The following is a 14950-nucleotide window of genomic DNA, read 5'->3' on the forward strand; positions in this document are numbered from 1 at the left end:
CACGATCTGCCGGGATCACCCGAGCATGCTGGCGACGAATGCGAGTCGGACATGACCTGCTTCCTGATCATCGACGATCATCCGCTGTTTCGCGAGGCTCTCGGCAATGCCGTGCGCCTCGCGCATCCGGACGCGCGGATCTTCGAGGCGCTCTCGATTGCCGATGCGCTCAACATCCTCGCCGCCCAGCCCGAGATCGATCTGGCGCTGCTCGACCTGACGCTGCCCGATGCCACCGGCTTTTCGGGGTTTCTGCAGCTTCGCGCCACGCATCCGCGGCTTCCGGTCGCGATCGTCTCGAGCGACGAGGACCAGAATGTCGTGCGCGAGGCGCTCTCGCTCGGGGCGGCCGGCTATCTGCCGAAATCGACGTCGAAGCGTGAGCTGACGGCCTCGATCGAGCGCGTGCTGAGCGGCTCGGTCTCGGTTCCGAAGGACTTCGTGCCCGCCACCGAGCGCAACGGCAACGGCTCGGCGCGCGCGCTGCAGGCCCGGCTTGAGGAACTCACGCCGCAGCAGTTGCGCGTACTCGACCTGATCAGGCGCGGCTACCAGAACCGGGAGATCGCCGGCGAGCTGCAGCTGGCGGAATCGACCGTCAAGGCGCACATCACCGAGATCCTGCGCAAGCTTCGCCTGTTCAGCCGCAACAAGGCCGTCATCGAGACCGGCAAGATCGAGCTGCCGCTGCCGTCCGACCGCCAGACCTCCCGCACCGCCTCGCGCCGAAAGCAGACCTGACTGATCCGCGAGATGTTGCGACGCGAAACGTCCCGCCGGCGCGGGCGCCTGCCGTCTTGCGCGTTGATTGATCCTGGCCAAAGCGCTATCGCTGGAGTTCCGGTTCTGACGCGCGGGCGATCACGAGGCGCAGACATCGACGCGAATGTCAGATCCGCAAGGCCAACAAACTGGATCATTGATCCGGCCGGGGGGAGTGACAGGCACGTGGCTCGATTGCTCATCGTCGAGGACCATCCGCTGTTTCGCGAGGCGCTGGAGAGCGCGATCGGCGTCGCTCTGACCGATGCCGAGATGCGCGAGGCAACCTCGATCGACGCAGCCATCGGCATGCTGTCGACGCTACCGCGATTCGACCTGATCCTGCTCGATCTCTCGACGCCGGGCACCACTGGTCTCTCCGGCGTCATCAGAATCCGCAAGACCGCGCCGCGCACCCCGATCCTGGTCGTGTCGGCGCATCAGGACCCGCGGCTGATCTCCCATCTCCTCGCGCTCGGCGTCTCCGGCTACATCTCCAAGTCGACCTCGAAGCAGCAATTGGCGGACGCCATCAGGGCGGTGCTGCGCGGCGAGGTCCCCGTCGAAGGCGGCATCCCGCGCGCGAGTCGCCAGAGCAGGCAGCCTGCTCACGACCTCCTGAAACGCCTGAACGAGCTGACGCCGCAGCAGCTGCGCGTGCTCGATCTCATCCGCTGCGGATTGCAGAACAAGCACATCGCCTATGAGCTCGGGATCTGCGAAACCACGGTGAAGGTCCACGTCTCGGAGATCCTGCGCAAGCTCCACGTCATGAGCCGGACCAAGGCGATCATCGAGATGGAGAAGATCGACTTCGTGAACCTCATCGGCGAGCCGCGCCCCCGGGCGCCGGCCCAGGCGCGGGCCGACGGCGATGAAGCGCTCATGACAGCAGGAACGATAGCAGCGCGCGAAGCTCCGCCGGCCTGACCGGCTTGGTCAATGTCTCGAGCCCATACTGGCTCGCTTCCCTGGCGGCATCCTCGGAATAGTCCGCCGTCACGATCATCGCCGGGACATCCCTGCCGAGGAATTGCCGGATGTCCCTGATGGCGACGAGCCCGCTCTCGTCGCCATCGAGATGGAGATCAGCGATGATCGTCTCGGGCACGGCACCGAGCGCGATCAGACGCTGCACGGCCTCGCTGGCCGACACCGTCGCCACGACATCGCAGCCCCATGTCTCCAGCAGGCTGACCATCGCCTCGGCGGTCGCCAGGTCATTCTCGATCAGCAGGATCTTGGCGCCCTCGAACCCGCCATACTCGTGGACGATCTGGTCCGCCGGAGGCAGGTCCGGCTGTACGGATGCAGGATCCGCGCGATCGAGCTCGAGCTTGAAGGTGGATCCATGGCCCACCCGCGAGGCCAGCCCGACGCCGTGGCCCAAGGCCGCGGCGAAGCGGCGAACGATCGACAGGCCGAGCCCGAAGCCAGCCTGATCCTCGGCGCCCGACTGACCGCGCTGGAATTCGAGAAAGATCGCTTCCTGCTGCGGCTTCGGAATGCCCGGCCCGGTATCGTACACCTCGATGCGAACGCGGTCCGGCCCCGGTCCCAGCCGGCAGCCCATCACGACGCCGCCCTGCCGCGTGTAGCGCAGCGCGTTGGCGAGCAGATTCTGCAGGATCCGCCGCAGCATCATGGCGTCGGATACCACCGCGACGGCGCACGGCCGGATGCGCAGCGACAAGCCGCGTTTGGCCGCGATCGGCGCGAACTCGCGTTCGAGCGGCTCGAACAGGGTCGAGAGCAGGATCGGCCGGACATCGGGGCGCAAGGCACCGGCATCCAGCTTTGCAATCTCCAGCAGGGATCGCAGCAGATCTTCCAGCATGGCCAGCGATTGGTCGATCTGGCCGACCATGGTCATCCCACGATCCGACGCGACCTCGTCCGCCAAGGTCGACAGCGTCAATCGCGCCGCGTTCAGCGGCTGCAGCAGATCATGCGTGACGGAGATCAGGACCGAGGACTTCAACGAGCTCGCCGCCTCGGCGTGCTGCTTGGCGCGAAACAGGTCGTTGTTGGCGATTTCGACCGAATGCAGCGCATCGCGCAGCTGCCGCGTCCGCTCGCGGACCTGCTGGTCGAGCGCGATCGCGGTTTCGAACAGCGAGAACGCGTTGAGCTGCTGGTCCATCGAGCGTTCGACCCGGGACATCAGCACCGCGTTGATCTTCCTGAGCTTGGCCGCCTCGCGCTGCAGGTCGTCCGGAGCGCCGGAGCCGGTCATGGCTTGGCCTCGGATGGCTTGGTCTCAGATGGCTTGGCCTCGGGCCGCTTGCCGATCGCGACGCCGGTCAGCGTCTGATTGACATGCATCGAGCCGTACTGCTCGCCATAGGTATGGAAGCCGACGATGCGGTTGTCGCGATAGAGCTCGGACATATCGCGCGCGAACTGATGCTGCTCGGCGTCGAGACGCCGCAGGATGCATTCGAAGCCGATGAAGATCGAGACCTCGCCGAGGTCGGCGCGGACATCGGCCAGCATCTCGCGCGCGGCGGCCACCGAGTTGCGCGACTTCGCAGCCGTCAGCACCATGCCTTCGTCGATCGCGCAGAAGAACCGCAACGAGCCGTCCGGGCTGACGCGCTGGATCGAGCGCGCGAAATACGCGCCGCCGACGCGCACCAGCACCGGATGCGCCGCGAACAGGAACGGATCGAGCTCGGAATCGGCGATGCCCACCGCGCGGCAATATTCCTCCGCCGCCGGCTCGGCATTGAGCTGCTTGACGATGCGCTGCTCGAGATCGGCTTCGGTCACCACCATCTTGGTCGAGGTGGGCTCGAAATTATCGCACTTGAACAGCCGGAACGGCAACGACGTCCTGATCAGGATCAGCACCGCCATGTCGGTGTGAGCCTCGCCGTCGTGGAACACCCAGGTGCGCTCGAAGCGCAGGCCATCGCCCGCCGATCCGCCGACCAGCGGAATGTTGTCGAGCGAGGCGTAGATCGCCGACATGATCGCCTCTTCCCGCTGGCACATGCCGTCGATGAGGACGAGGCCGAACACCCCTTCGTCGTCGCGACCGCCGCGCCGGGCCAGTTCCTGCCGCAGCTGGCTGCCGAGGCGGCGCCCTTCGTCGACGCGAAAACCCGACAGCCCGAAGATCGGCTGGGCGAACACGGTGAAATCGTCTGCCGCGAAGGCGAGAGCGACGACGCTGTTGTCCTCCCAGCCATCGGGCGACAGCTCTCCAGCCGTCGTACAGCCATAGACGGGAATGCCGGCGAACCGTGGCGTCACCTCCGCCATGAACCGGATCGGATCGTAATGCGGCGACAAGAAGATCAGCACCATGGCGAGGCCGTCGGCCGGCAGCTGGCCGCAGATATCGGCCGCCGCAGCGGCCTCCGTCTCGGCCTTCGACTTGGCAGCCGTCACGCCGGACGCGCGCGCGGGCCGAGGATCGGCGTCTCCCACCAGGCACCTCCCAGAACGAAGCTCGGGTTCCGTGTTTCGTTCGTTTTTTTAGAAGATTAGGGCAATTGAACAGCAACGGCAACCGGTCGGCTTGATCCAGAACAAGGACATGAACCCCGCTCTCGTCCGATCCTGTGGGCGGATCTGCCGGCTGGCGCAGCCGCGGGGCTTGCCCCGCGTGACCGCCGGTCGAACAAGGGGGAATTCACATGTTCAGCCGCATCGTTCTCGTCGTCCTGTTCGCCAGCCTGGCGTCGAGCGCCCTGGCGCTGGACGGCGATCCCGCCGCAGGAAAGATCATCTTCCAGCGCATCTGCCAGAACTGCCACTCGCCGGAGATCGGCATCAACAAAGTGGGCCCGAGCCTGTGGAACGTCGTCGGGCGCCAGCCTGCGGCCGTGCCGGACTACGCCTATTCCGACAGCATGAAGAACAACAAGGCGACATGGAGCGCGGCGGCGCTGGATGCCTATATCGCCGACCCGCGCGGCGACGTTCACGGCGTCAAGATGTACTTCAAGGGGCTGGCGGACGGCAAGGAGCGCGCCGACGTCGTCGCCTATCTGTCGACGCTGAAATAGCGGAGCCGAGGGGCGGCGAACACGCGCTCCTCAGGCTCGACTGATCACGATCCGCGGATTGCGCCGCCTCGCGCCTTGAGGAATTCGCGCGCGACGATCAGCTTCTGCACTTCCGTCGCGCCCTCGTAGATGCGCAGCGCCCGGATCTCGCGGTAGAGGCTCTCGACGATCTCGCCCTTGCGGACGCCGCGTCCGCCGAACATCTGCAGCGAACGATCGATGACGCGTTGCGCGGTCTCGGTGGCGGCGAGCTTGGCCATCGCGGCCTCGCGCGTGGTCGGGAGCTTTTGCACATCGCGCCGCCACGCCGCGCGGTAGGTCAGCAGCGCCGCGGCATCGGTGTCGGTCGCCATCTCGCCGAACGCGGCCTGCGTCATCTGCAGATCAGACAGCGCGCCGCCGAACATCGGCCGGCTCTGCGCATGCGCCTGGGCCTCGTCGAGCGCGCGGCGGCCGAAGCCGAGCGCGGCGGCCGCCACCGAGGCGCGGAAGATGTCGAGCGTCTGCATCGCGAGCTTGAAGCCGCCGCCGGGCGCGCCGAGCCGCCGGCTCGCCGGAATGCGGCAGTTCTGCAGGCGCAACGTCGCCAGCGGATGCGGCGCGATCACCTCGATGCGCTCGGCGACGGAGAAGCCGGGATCATCGGGAAACACCACGAAGGCGGAGATGCCGCGCGCGCCGGGCGCCTCGCCGGTGCGCGCGAACAGCGTATAGACGTCGGCGATGCCGCCGTTGGAGATCCAGGTCTTCTCGCCGTCGAGCACGTAAGCGTCACCGTCGAGCCGCGCGGCGCAGGCCATCGCGGCGACGTCGGAGCCGGCGTCCTTCTCGGACAGTGCAAACGCCGCCAGCCATTCGCCCGCGCGCACCTTGGGCAGGACCGCGGCGCGCAGCTCGGGTGAGCCGCCGAGCGCGATCGCGCCGGAGCCGAGCCCCTGCATGGCGAAGGCGAAATCGGCGAGCCCGTCGGCATAGGCGAGGGTTTCGCGCGACAGGCAGATCGCGCGCGAGTCGATGGCAGCTGCGTCGGCATCCGGTGCCACGACCGCGCTGTCGAGCAGGCCGGCCGCGCCGAGCGCGCGCACGATCTTGCGGCAGGCCGCATCGACGTCGGAATGGTCGACATCGTCGAGCTGTCCGGACGCGACGAAGCCGTCGAGGCGCTCGCACAGCGCGCGATGCCCGGGCTCGAAGAACGGCCAGTCGAGCCAGTCGCGGGGGATGACCTTGGCCGTTACACGCATGATGGACCTCGAAGCCGGAGCGACAGCATTCGGGCGCACACCGGCGCGCATCGCCGCGGACCGCCCAATTATTTTAAACATAAAATAATTGGCGGCCGTTCGCATTGTCAAGACGGCCCGTCAGCCGGCGGCGGACGCCCCACCCACATGGTGACGACGAATCAGCTGCCGGCGGATCAATTCCCAGACATGGCGCTGCCGAGCTTCACCCCCATGGCGAGCACGAGCAGAACCCCGGCCGTGTAGAACAGATAGTCCGGATGGACGCAGAACAGCTTAGAGGACGAGCAGACGGCGACCGCCCAATTCTCGCCGATCGAGACCAGATCCCGCGCGTTGTAGAACGCCACGCCCGCACCGCCTGCCAGCAGTGCGAGCAGAAACAGAAGCCCCGCCATGATCCCCCCCTGAGCATTGCCCCGCGGCGGACCATGCGCCAATTCGCGCTGGACCACAATTCGGCTCGGGCGAAAGCTTCAGGAAACGACGGTGATCGCCGTGCCGAAGCCTGTTGCGAAGCGCTCGACACGGAACGATGCAACCGCTGCGCGCTGCTGCCGGCGCCGTTGCTCATTCGAGCCAAGCTCTCGCCGCGACGACGCTGCGCTCCCCTCCCCCGGCCGGCAAGCGCGTAGCGGTTGCCGGATGCGGGGAGGGGTCGGGGGTGGGGGACTCCGCGCGCCAGACGTCGTGGCGTACGACATCGAATTTTCGCTCCAGTCCATCGCGATTGTTGGGCGATGTAGAATTGCGTTGCCGTATCGATGTGCTCCTGACCTCGGACTCATCACATCGCGCATCGCCCGGAGGCCCCCACCCCCGACCCCTCCCCGCACGCCGTCATCGCTAGCGCGCTGCCGGCGCGGAGGAGGGGAGCGCACTGCCGTCGTTGAGACGGCGGTGATCATCAAGAGCTGGCGAAGCTGATCGCTGCCGGCGCGTCACGCCAGCATGCACGCGGCGTCGGCGGTCACTCCGCCGCCTTGCCGAGCTTGCCGAACGAGCGCGTCGGCGCGGCAAAGCCGCAGGACGTGCCGTCGGTGATCTTGACCTGATCCTCCCACGGCAGCCGGTAGGTGCCCGCCACCATGTCGTGCATGAAAGTGTAGGGACAGTCCATCGCGCCGCCCTTCACCGCGACATAGCCGCGATGCCAGAGCTGATAGATGTTGTTCTCGACGCCCCAGCCGATGCGCGCCTCGCGCACGAGGTCCGGGCGCACCTCGGCAGTGATGATCTCGTCGACCCGGCCAGTGGTGCCATGCGCGAGGATCGAGCCGTCGAAATTGACGATCATGCCCTCGCCCATCGAATCGAACGAGCCATCCGAGCCGCACATGCAGACATTGGCCGTCACCATCAGGTTCTGGAACGCATTGGCCTGGTTGGTGAAGCGCCAGCTGTCGCGGATCGGCGCGGTGTAGCCGGCGGTCCGGATCATGATCTCGGCGCCCTTGTAGGCGCATTCGCGCGCCATCTCCGGGAACATGCCGTCATGGCAGATGATCAAGGCGAGCTTGGCGCCGTGCGGCCCCTCGATGACGGGAATGCCGAGATCGCCCGGCTCCCACGGCTCGACCGGAATCCACGGGTGCAGCTTGCGATAATACAGCTTGATGTCGCCGTTATCGTCGATGATCAGGCCGGAATTGTAGGGGTTGCCGTCGGGATTGAACTCCATGATGGAGAAGCAGCCCCAGATCTTGTTGTCGATGCAGGCCTGCTTGAACGCGGCGACCTCGGGTCCGTCGAGCCGGCACATGATCTCCGGATTGGTGTCCATCGACAGGCCGTGCAGCGAATATTCCGGAAACACGACGAGGTCCATGGTGCCGAGATTGCGCCTCGCCTTGCCGACCATCCAGACGATCTTTTCGGTCTGGCGCGCCAGATCCTCCCTGGTCACGACCACGGGAAGCTGCAGTTGCACCAGCCCGATGACCACGCCGTTGTCCGACTTGTTGAGACCGCCGAGCCCGTTCATGCCAAACCTCCCTGATTGCCGCCGCTGACCGAGACGTTGCGCAAGACAATCACGATTTGGCACCACGGGCGCGCCGATATTTCAGCCCGTCGCCTGCCGCTTGCGCAGGCAGCTCCGCGCGGGTCAGACCGCACGGGAGCGTTGCAGACGTCGCCGGAACCGCGCCAGCGCGCGGCTGAACACCGCCGGGTCGTCGGTCGCACGCGCCAGCACCAATGCGCCCTGGATGCCGAGCACCACCTCCTCGGCGGCATCTTCGGCCGCTTGATCATCCCATCCGCCCCGCACCAGCGCGGCGCGCAGCGCCGCGATCCAGCGCGTGAAATAGCTGGCAATGATCGCGGCAAAACGATCCCGCGTGTCGTCGAGCGCGAACGCCCCGACCAGACAGACGCGGCGGCCGGAGCGGAAGTAATCGTCGACGCCGCGCCACATCCGCTCGATCGAGGGCTCCGGCGCAGCGCCGCGGAGCGGCGCATAGATCTCGCGCTCGAACCAGGCATCGACATGCGCCAGCACGGCGCGCGCCATCTCCTCCTTGCCGCCTGGGAAGAAGTGATACAGGCTGCCCTTGCCGAGCCCTGTCTTCTCGGTGATGCGGCTGAGCGACGTGCCCTCGAAGCCGAATTCGCGAAACACTTCGGCGATCAAGGGCACGACGTCGGCGCGCTCGTTCAGCGTCCGCATGGCGCTCCCAAGTCGAACTTCTCTTCAAAGACCGAGATCGGTCAGTCCGGGATGATCGTCCGGACGCCGCCCCAGCGGCCAGTGAAACTTGCGTTCGCTCTCTTTGATCGGCAGGTCGTTGATGCAGGCGAAGCGGCGCTGCATCAGGCCCTGCGCGTCGAACTCCCAATTCTCGTTGCCGTAGGAGCGATACCAGTGGCCGCTGTCGTCGTGCCATTCATAGGCAAAGCGGACGGCGATCCGGTCGTCGCTGAAGGCCCAGATCTCCTTGATGAGGCGATAGTCGAGCTCCTTCGCCCATTTGCGGGTGAGGAAGGCGACGATCTCGGCGCGCCCGGTGATGAACTCGGCCCGGTTCCGCCAACGGCTGTCCGGCGTGTAGACCAGCGACACGCGCTCGGGATCGCGGCTGTTCCAGCCGTCCTCGGCCATCCGGACTTTCTGGGTCGCGGTCTGGAGGGTGAAAGGTGGGGTAAGCGCCACGGACGACTCTCCTCAAATGCTCTGGGTGTGTACCTTACAGAACGGATTGTACTGAGCGGTACAAAGACGTCAAGCTGCTCGGATGTTCGATCAACGAACGATCATTGAGCCTCTTATGAAAGCCGTTGTGGCGGACGCGCGTGTCGACGCGGTGCCGATCTACCAATCTGCTGCTCGCGACAGTCAGCACCCTTGTGTGCTCAACGGAAATTGGATGATCTGCTAAGTGAACAGGCCGGGGCGCGGGGGCGAACGCGGTCGGTTCAGCTACGCGTTTGGGGGATTTTCGGACATGTCGATGCTCACGCCGCACGGCGAGTGCCTGCTGTGGACACCTGAACTGATCTGGGTGAACGCGATCTCCGACGTCCTCATCTCCATTGCCTTTTTCGCCATCGCGTTCGTGCTCGCCTTCATCGTCTACCGCCGCCGTGATTTTCAGTTCAGCTACATCTTCTGGGCCTTCGCGCTGTGGGTTTCCGTTTGCGGATTGACGCGGCTGATCGAGGTCCTCACGATCTGGGTGCCGGCCTATTCGCTCGAGGCCTCCACCAAGGGCGTCCTCGCCTTCATGTCGGTCGGCATCGCCGGCGCGCTGCTGCTGATGCTGCCGCGAGTGCTGACGATGCCGTCGCGCGCCGAGCTGAAAAACGCGTATGCGCAGCTCGAGGAGGAGACGCGGCAGCGGCGCACTGCGGAAGCCATGGTCCGGCGTTTCCAGGAGACCGAAGCCACCGAGGCCCAGGTGCGGCAGGCACAGAAGATGGAGGCGATCGGCCAGCTGACCGGCGGCGTCGCCCACGACTTCAACAACATCCTGACCGTGATCACCGGCACGATCGAGATCCTGGCCGACGCCGTGAAGGACCGCCCGCAACTGGTGCAGATCACCAGCCTGATCAACTCGGCCGCCGCGCGCGGCGCAGATCTGACGAAGCATCTGCTCGCTTTCGCCCGCCGCCAGCCGCTGCAGCCGCGCAGCGTCGACATCAACGGCATGGTGGTCGACACCGCGCGCCTGCTGCGGCGGACGCTCGGCGAGCAGATCGAGATCGAATCGATGCTGGCGCACGATTCGGCGCCCGCCATGATCGACCCCAGCCAGCTGTCGACCGCGATCCTCAACCTTGCGCTCAACGCCCGCGACGCGATGCCGAACGGCGGCAAGCTGACGCTGGAGACCAAGAACGTCCTGCTCGACGATGGCTATGCGCGGATGAACCCGGAGGTGATCCCCGGCAACTACGTCATGATCGCGGTCAGCGACACCGGCGAAGGCATTCCCGCCAACCTGCTCGACAAGGTGTTCGAGCCGTTCTTCACCACCAAGGACGTCGGCAAGGGGGTCGGCCTCGGGCTCAGCATGGTCTACGGCTTCGTCAAGCAGTCTGACGGTCACATCAAGATCTACAGCGAGCCCGGGCACGGCACCTCGGTCAAGCTGTACCTGCCGCAGGCCAACAGCGATGCCGAGGCAGCGGCCCTCTCTGCGCTCAGCGCCGCAGCCATGGAGCGGGGCGACGAAACGATCCTGATCGTGGAGGACGATTCCTTGGTGCGCGAATACGTCATCGCGCAGATCAAGCGGCTCGGCTACACGACCCTGGCGGCGAGCAAGGCCGACGAGGCGCTGGCGCTGATCGACGGTCCGGCGCGCATCGACCTGCTGTTCACCGACATCATCATGCCCGGCGGCATGAACGGGCGTCAGCTCGCGATCGAGGCGCTGAAGCGGCGCCCGGACCTGAAGGTGCTGTACACCTCGGGCTATACGGAGAATGCCATCGTCCACCATGGCCGCCTCGATGCCGGCGTGCTGCTTTTGACCAAGCCGTATCAGAGCGCCGACCTCGCCCGCATGATCCGGACCGCGCTCAGCACGTGACGGGCCTCATTCTGCGTGCGTGATCCGGCCTGGACCCAAGCTCGTTTCCGAGCCGATGCGGCGCGATGGCCTGCGGATATGAGGACGTGAATGGGCAAGATATTCGGACGCTGGCTGGCCGCCGTGCAGGCCTATGCCGCCGTCGACGATCCGCAGTCCGACATCGCCGCCAAGGTGGCGCTGGTCATCGTCGCCAACCAGCCGTTCTATCCGCTCTATTTGCACGCGATCGCGGGCGCGGCGGCGTGGCCGGCCTGGCTGACATTGCTCACCGCGCCTTTGTTCGCCGCCGTACCGGCGCTGGCGCGACGCAATCCCTTGGCCGGCCGCGCCGTGATGGTGCTGGCCAGCACCGCCCACACCGTGTTCTGCGTCAAACTGTTCGGCGCACGCAGCGGCGTCGAGCTTTTCCTGATCCCCTGCGCCCTGCTCGGCGCCCTGCTGTTCCGCCCCGACGAACGCATCCGCTCGCTGCCGCTGCTCGCGCTGCCCTTCGTATCGTATCTGCTGATCGACTCCCGCCTCGGCGAGCCGGTGATGCGGGTCGCCGAGTCCGACTACGCCTCGCTGGTGTCGATCAACGCCATGAGCGTGGGCGCACTGACCGCCTTGATCGGCCTGCTCACGTCGGCCCGCATGCCGGCGAACTGAATGGCCTGCACCCACCCCCGCACCTTGCGGGGGTTCGACAATCTCATCCGGCCGCATCGTTGAAGCAGGCGATCGCCTGACGGCGTCGATCGACGACGAGACGGACCACGTCAGGGCGCGCGTAGTGGCCGGCCAGATCGAAATTCTGCCGCTCGCGCCGCACGACACGATGGTCCAGCGTGGCCACGATCAGCTCCTCGGCACCGACCTGCGGCGGCACCACCCATTCACCGTCGGGACCTGCGATGCAGGAGCCGCCATTGGCCAACACCTCCGGGCAGGTTGCGAGCATCGCGCCCGCCGGACTGTCCGGCGGGACGTCGCTCCGGCGCAGCAGTCCGGAAACCGACAGCACATAGCTGCGCCCCTCGCGGGCCAGAAACCGTGTGCAGCCTTCGGTGTTGCGCAGGTTGCCCGGCCACAGCGCGACGTGCAGATCCTCGCCTTGCGCCTGGAGCGCGGCGCGGGCGAGCGGCATCCAGTTTTCATAGCAGTTGAGCCCGCCGACCTGGAACGGCCCGACGGCATGCACCTGCAGCCCGTGCCCGTCGCCCTGAGCCCAGCTCAGGCGCTCCTCATAGGTCGGCATCAGCTTGCGATGAACCGATGCGATGTTGCCGTCAGCGCCGATGTGTACGCGTGAGCAGTAGACGCTGTGGCCGCCACGGTCGGCCGGGCGCTCGATGATGCCGAGCACGACGGCGAGGCCAAGCTGCCTGGCCGCGCTCGCGACAGGCTCGAGATGACCAGCCTCGATCTGGACGGCCTGGTCGAGATAGTGCGCATGGATGTCCTTCTGCAGGCCCGACTCGAAGCGTGCGCCATCGGTGTGCTCGATCCAGAACGGATAGCCCGGCACGAGCGCCTCGCCGAACGCCACCAGGCCGCAGCCGCGCCCGGCCGCCTCGGCGCACCAGCGGACCACCTTGTCGATCGTCGCCGCGCGTTGCAGCCAGACCGGCGCGATCTGGGCAAGACCGACGGTCAATTGATCCTGTTCACGGCTGGACATCATGGACTCCTGCTGCATGCGGCATGCTTGTCAACCAGCTAGGCCCGGCGCTAGCATCAGTCCAATTAATCCTCTTGATGGGATAGGATCGTGTTTTCTAATATCACCCTGGTCCAGACCCGGTGCTTCTGCGCGGTCGCGGAGAAAGGCAATTTCACGGTTGCCGCCGAGCAGCTCTGCCTGTCGCAATCCGCGGTCAGCCAGGCCGTCGCCGCGCTGGAACGGAATCTCGGCGCGCAGTTGCTGGTGCGTGGCCGCGACGGCGTCACGCTGACCGGCGCCGGCCTTTCGGCGCTCGGCGAGGCGCGATCCGTGCTGGCGGCCGTCGAGCGCCTCGCCGGCAGCGCCCGCGGTGCAACGACGCTGCGCGGATCCCTGCGCATCGGCGTGGTGCAGAGCGCGGCCATCCGCCTGCTGCCCGGCTGGCTGCGACAGCTGCGCGCGGCGCATCCCGATGTGGCGGTGACGCTGTATGAGGGCACCGACCCGGAGGTGACGGCATGGGTCGAGGCGGGTATCGTCGAGATCGGTTTCACCAGCCGCACCCTCGCCGGCCTCAGCGCCTCGCCGGTTGCGCAGGACGACTACGTCGTGGTGGTGGCGCCGGGACATCCCTTCGCGGTGAAAGCATCGCTGGCGCTGAAGGACCTCGATGGCCAGCGCATGCTGCTGTCCGGTGGTGGGTGCGAGACGCTGATCCAGGAGCTCTTGGCGAGCGCATCGAGCACCCCCGACATCGTCTGCATGGTCCGCGACAACGCCGCGCTCGCCAGCATGGTGCGCGAAGGACTGGGACTGACCATCATGCCGGAGATGGCGTTGCCGCTCGACCAACAGGGCCTCATCGCCATCAGGCTGCGGCCGAACATGCGGCGCACGCTGCATGCGGTCACCCTCCGCTCCGAACGGCTCGGCCCGGTCACGACAGCCTTTCTCGAACTGGTGCAGTCGGACCGGACGAAGCCGACCCGCAAATTGGCGAAGCGGCCGACATGAGGCGAGGCTGGATGCCATCCTCCGCCGCCGGGCCGAGTCGCCCGTCGGGCACGGCCAAGGGGTTTTGACGACCCGCGGCGGCCGGTCAGCGGCACGGAAACGCGTGCGCCGGAATGCCGATTTCGAGCGACCGATCAAGGCGATGACCCCTGTCCAGATCATCGCGCAAAAATATTCATCTTTCGCTTTTCCGAATTTTCGTGTCTGCTCCCTGCATACCGCCTCGGGCAGAGGGCGTATCGCGGTCGTCACGACACGCGAGGCGGGGAGCGATGGCCGCGATGGACCGCAGCATCCGCTGAGGATGCCGACGAACGGGACGTTGCGGACGGTGAAGTCGTGTGGTCCTGACACCCCGACGCTGGTGTCTTCAGCGCGACGCGCAAGCGTTGTTGCCGATACGGTGGCCAGAAAGCCCGGTGCACCGAGGAGAGCACGTATAAGCCGTAGCCCGTTGCGCAGGGAAGGCCGGGATGCCCGGCCGAGCCTGTGGTTCCTGCCCCGTGCATTCTTCTCGCACGGGGGCCGCAGGCGCCGGTCGGCGCCTGGTCTTCCCTGCCCCTCTCGCTTGCAGAGGGTCCATGACCTCAACAACTCGGGCGCGGATCGCGCCGCGAGGCGGAAGAGACGTGTCTAAGCCGCGGCGATCTGCCAGGGCGACGGCGTGTAGGAGGGAGCGTGATAGTTCAGATTGGCCGGCGGCTGCGACGGCGCCTGGCGCGCCACGAAGTAGGCCTCGAGCTCGGCGACGGCGCGGCTTTCCCATTCCGCGGCCTGTGCCAGGAGCGACTCCCGCTGATGTGGACGAAATGTCGCAGTCTGCCGGTACAAGGAGGCGACGGTACGATAGCGCCGCACGTTTTCGAGAACCGCTTCTCCATTCATCGTCATGACCGCTCTCCCCGCTCCGTCCCCTCGGGACACGCCGAAAGTGCACGTGCGCGCTTTGCGAAATCGTTAGCAGCCGGAATAGCGCGTTCTCATGGTTGGCAAATTCTTGCTTGAGAGAATGCATCGAATTGTCCGGTTCTCGCCATCGGGGCAATGGCGGCAGTTGCCTTCTAAGATTGAACATATAACTGACAACCACTTTAGGTTGAGATAAAAAGTGATGTGATCACAGATACTTAGTGATGTTGTCACAGACGCATACGATTGCGAGTGTTGTAGTTCGACTACAGTCGATCGGTCCAAAATGTGAGAAGAGCATGTTCGAACATTGCTGAATTT

The 14950-nt window shown here is 66.1% G+C and carries 15 protein-coding genes; 6 read left to right on the top strand and 9 right to left on the bottom strand.

What is annotated here, in order from left to right:
- Positions 1 to 51: 51 nt before the first annotated feature.
- Positions 52 to 741, top strand: coding sequence for a response regulator (locus tag ACQR07_RS14190; RefSeq protein ID WP_434902886.1), 690 nt, complete (start codon positions 52 to 54; stop codon positions 739 to 741).
- A 207-nt stretch (positions 742 to 948) separates the two neighbouring features.
- Positions 949 to 1692 carry a response regulator transcription factor gene (locus ACQR07_RS14195; protein WP_434902887.1) on the top strand — a complete coding sequence of 248 codons (744 nt, stop codon included), beginning with the start codon at positions 949 to 951 and terminating at the stop codon, positions 1690 to 1692.
- Here the strand turns inward: ACQR07_RS14195 and ACQR07_RS14200 are convergent.
- Complete coding sequence (locus ACQR07_RS14200; RefSeq protein WP_434902888.1) at positions 1646 to 2998, bottom strand: hybrid sensor histidine kinase/response regulator; 1353 nt, start codon at positions 2996 to 2998, stop codon at positions 1646 to 1648. The two genes, ACQR07_RS14195 and ACQR07_RS14200, sit on opposite strands and share 47 nt — an antisense overlap.
- Positions 2995 to 4197 carry an FIST N-terminal domain-containing protein gene (locus ACQR07_RS14205; protein ID WP_434902889.1) on the bottom strand — a complete coding sequence of 401 codons (1203 nt, stop codon included), beginning with the start codon at positions 4195 to 4197 and terminating at the stop codon, positions 2995 to 2997. The genes ACQR07_RS14200 and ACQR07_RS14205 overlap by 4 nt, the downstream gene beginning before the upstream one ends.
- 209 nt (positions 4198 to 4406) lie before the next feature.
- Here ACQR07_RS14205 and ACQR07_RS14210 point away from each other — a divergent pair, with 209 nt between their 5' ends.
- Positions 4407 to 4778 carry a c-type cytochrome gene (locus tag ACQR07_RS14210; protein WP_434902890.1) on the top strand — a complete coding sequence of 124 codons (372 nt, stop codon included), beginning with the start codon at positions 4407 to 4409 and terminating at the stop codon, positions 4776 to 4778.
- Between the two features lie 44 nt (positions 4779 to 4822).
- On the opposite strand, the gene ACQR07_RS14215 is transcribed toward ACQR07_RS14210, so the two are convergent.
- From ACQR07_RS14215 to ACQR07_RS14235, 5 genes are all read right to left on the bottom strand, one after another.
- A complete protein-coding gene (locus tag ACQR07_RS14215) occupies positions 4823 to 6022 on the bottom strand; it encodes an acyl-CoA dehydrogenase family protein (protein ID WP_434902891.1) in 1200 nt (399 codons plus the stop codon).
- 176 nt (positions 6023 to 6198) lie between these two features.
- On the bottom strand, positions 6199 to 6420 hold the full coding sequence (locus tag ACQR07_RS14220; RefSeq protein ID WP_434902892.1) for a hypothetical protein: 222 nt from the start codon (positions 6418 to 6420) through the stop codon (positions 6199 to 6201).
- A gap of 572 nt (positions 6421 to 6992) precedes the next feature.
- Positions 6993 to 8006, bottom strand: a complete 1014-nt coding sequence (locus tag ACQR07_RS14225) for a formamidase (RefSeq protein ID WP_434902893.1) — start codon at positions 8004 to 8006, stop codon at positions 6993 to 6995.
- A gap of 123 nt (positions 8007 to 8129) precedes the next feature.
- On the bottom strand, positions 8130 to 8693 hold the full coding sequence (locus tag ACQR07_RS14230; protein WP_434902894.1) for a TetR/AcrR family transcriptional regulator: 564 nt from the start codon (positions 8691 to 8693) through the stop codon (positions 8130 to 8132).
- A 24-nt stretch (positions 8694 to 8717) separates the two neighbouring features.
- Positions 8718 to 9176 carry a DUF1348 family protein gene (locus ACQR07_RS14235; protein WP_434902895.1) on the bottom strand — a complete coding sequence of 153 codons (459 nt, stop codon included), beginning with the start codon at positions 9174 to 9176 and terminating at the stop codon, positions 8718 to 8720.
- Between the two features lie 292 nt (positions 9177 to 9468).
- Between ACQR07_RS14235 and ACQR07_RS14240 the strand changes: the two genes are divergently transcribed.
- On the top strand, positions 9469 to 11061 hold the full coding sequence (locus ACQR07_RS14240; protein ID WP_434902896.1) for an ATP-binding protein: 1593 nt from the start codon (positions 9469 to 9471) through the stop codon (positions 11059 to 11061).
- Positions 11062 to 11151: 90 nt separating this feature from the next.
- Positions 11152 to 11712 (top strand): hypothetical protein, encoded by a 561-nt coding sequence (locus ACQR07_RS14245; RefSeq protein WP_434902897.1) that lies wholly within the window; start codon positions 11152 to 11154, stop codon positions 11710 to 11712.
- 43 nt (positions 11713 to 11755) lie between these two features.
- On the opposite strand, the gene ACQR07_RS14250 is transcribed toward ACQR07_RS14245, so the two are convergent.
- The gene (locus tag ACQR07_RS14250) at positions 11756 to 12724 is read right to left on the bottom strand and encodes a carbon-nitrogen hydrolase family protein (RefSeq protein WP_434902898.1); all 969 of its coding nucleotides are present in this window, start codon (positions 12722 to 12724) and stop codon (positions 11756 to 11758) included.
- A gap of 90 nt (positions 12725 to 12814) precedes the next feature.
- Between ACQR07_RS14250 and ACQR07_RS14255 the strand changes: the two genes are divergently transcribed.
- On the top strand, positions 12815 to 13720 hold the full coding sequence (locus ACQR07_RS14255; RefSeq protein ID WP_434902899.1) for a LysR family transcriptional regulator: 906 nt from the start codon (positions 12815 to 12817) through the stop codon (positions 13718 to 13720).
- Between the two features lie 633 nt (positions 13721 to 14353).
- Here ACQR07_RS14255 and ACQR07_RS14260 read toward each other — a convergent pair.
- Positions 14354 to 14611, bottom strand: coding sequence for a hypothetical protein (locus ACQR07_RS14260; RefSeq protein WP_434865159.1), 258 nt, complete (start codon positions 14609 to 14611; stop codon positions 14354 to 14356).
- Positions 14612 to 14950: the final 339 nt, after the last annotated feature.

This window comes from Bradyrhizobium sp. HKCCYLS20291 (assembly GCF_051167715.1).
GTDB lineage: Bacteria > Pseudomonadota > Alphaproteobacteria > Rhizobiales > Xanthobacteraceae > Bradyrhizobium.

What these genes read in the sequence shown, in the direction of transcription:
- ACQR07_RS14190 (WP_434902886.1), top strand. Translation starts at nt 52, where the DNA reads ATGACCTGCTTCCTGATCATCGACGATCATCCGCTGTTTCGCGAGGCT.
- ACQR07_RS14200 (WP_434902888.1), bottom strand. Translation starts at nt 2,998, where the DNA reads ATGACCGGCTCCGGCGCTCCGGACGACCTGCAGCGCGAGGCGGCCAAG.
- ACQR07_RS14210 (WP_434902890.1), top strand. Translation starts at nt 4,407, where the DNA reads ATGTTCAGCCGCATCGTTCTCGTCGTCCTGTTCGCCAGCCTGGCGTCG.
- ACQR07_RS14215 (WP_434902891.1), bottom strand. Translation starts at nt 6,022, where the DNA reads ATGCGTGTAACGGCCAAGGTCATCCCCCGCGACTGGCTCGACTGGCCG.
- ACQR07_RS14220 (WP_434902892.1), bottom strand. Translation starts at nt 6,420, where the DNA reads ATGGCGGGGCTTCTGTTTCTGCTCGCACTGCTGGCAGGCGGTGCGGGC.
- ACQR07_RS14225 (WP_434902893.1), bottom strand. Translation starts at nt 8,006, where the DNA reads ATGAACGGGCTCGGCGGTCTCAACAAGTCGGACAACGGCGTGGTCATC.
- ACQR07_RS14230 (WP_434902894.1), bottom strand. Translation starts at nt 8,693, where the DNA reads ATGCGGACGCTGAACGAGCGCGCCGACGTCGTGCCCTTGATCGCCGAA.
- ACQR07_RS14240 (WP_434902896.1), top strand. Translation starts at nt 9,469, where the DNA reads ATGTCGATGCTCACGCCGCACGGCGAGTGCCTGCTGTGGACACCTGAA.
- ACQR07_RS14245 (WP_434902897.1), top strand. Translation starts at nt 11,152, where the DNA reads ATGGGCAAGATATTCGGACGCTGGCTGGCCGCCGTGCAGGCCTATGCC.
- ACQR07_RS14250 (WP_434902898.1), bottom strand. Translation starts at nt 12,724, where the DNA reads ATGTCCAGCCGTGAACAGGATCAATTGACCGTCGGTCTTGCCCAGATC.
- ACQR07_RS14260 (WP_434865159.1), bottom strand. Translation starts at nt 14,611, where the DNA reads ATGACGATGAATGGAGAAGCGGTTCTCGAAAACGTGCGGCGCTATCGT.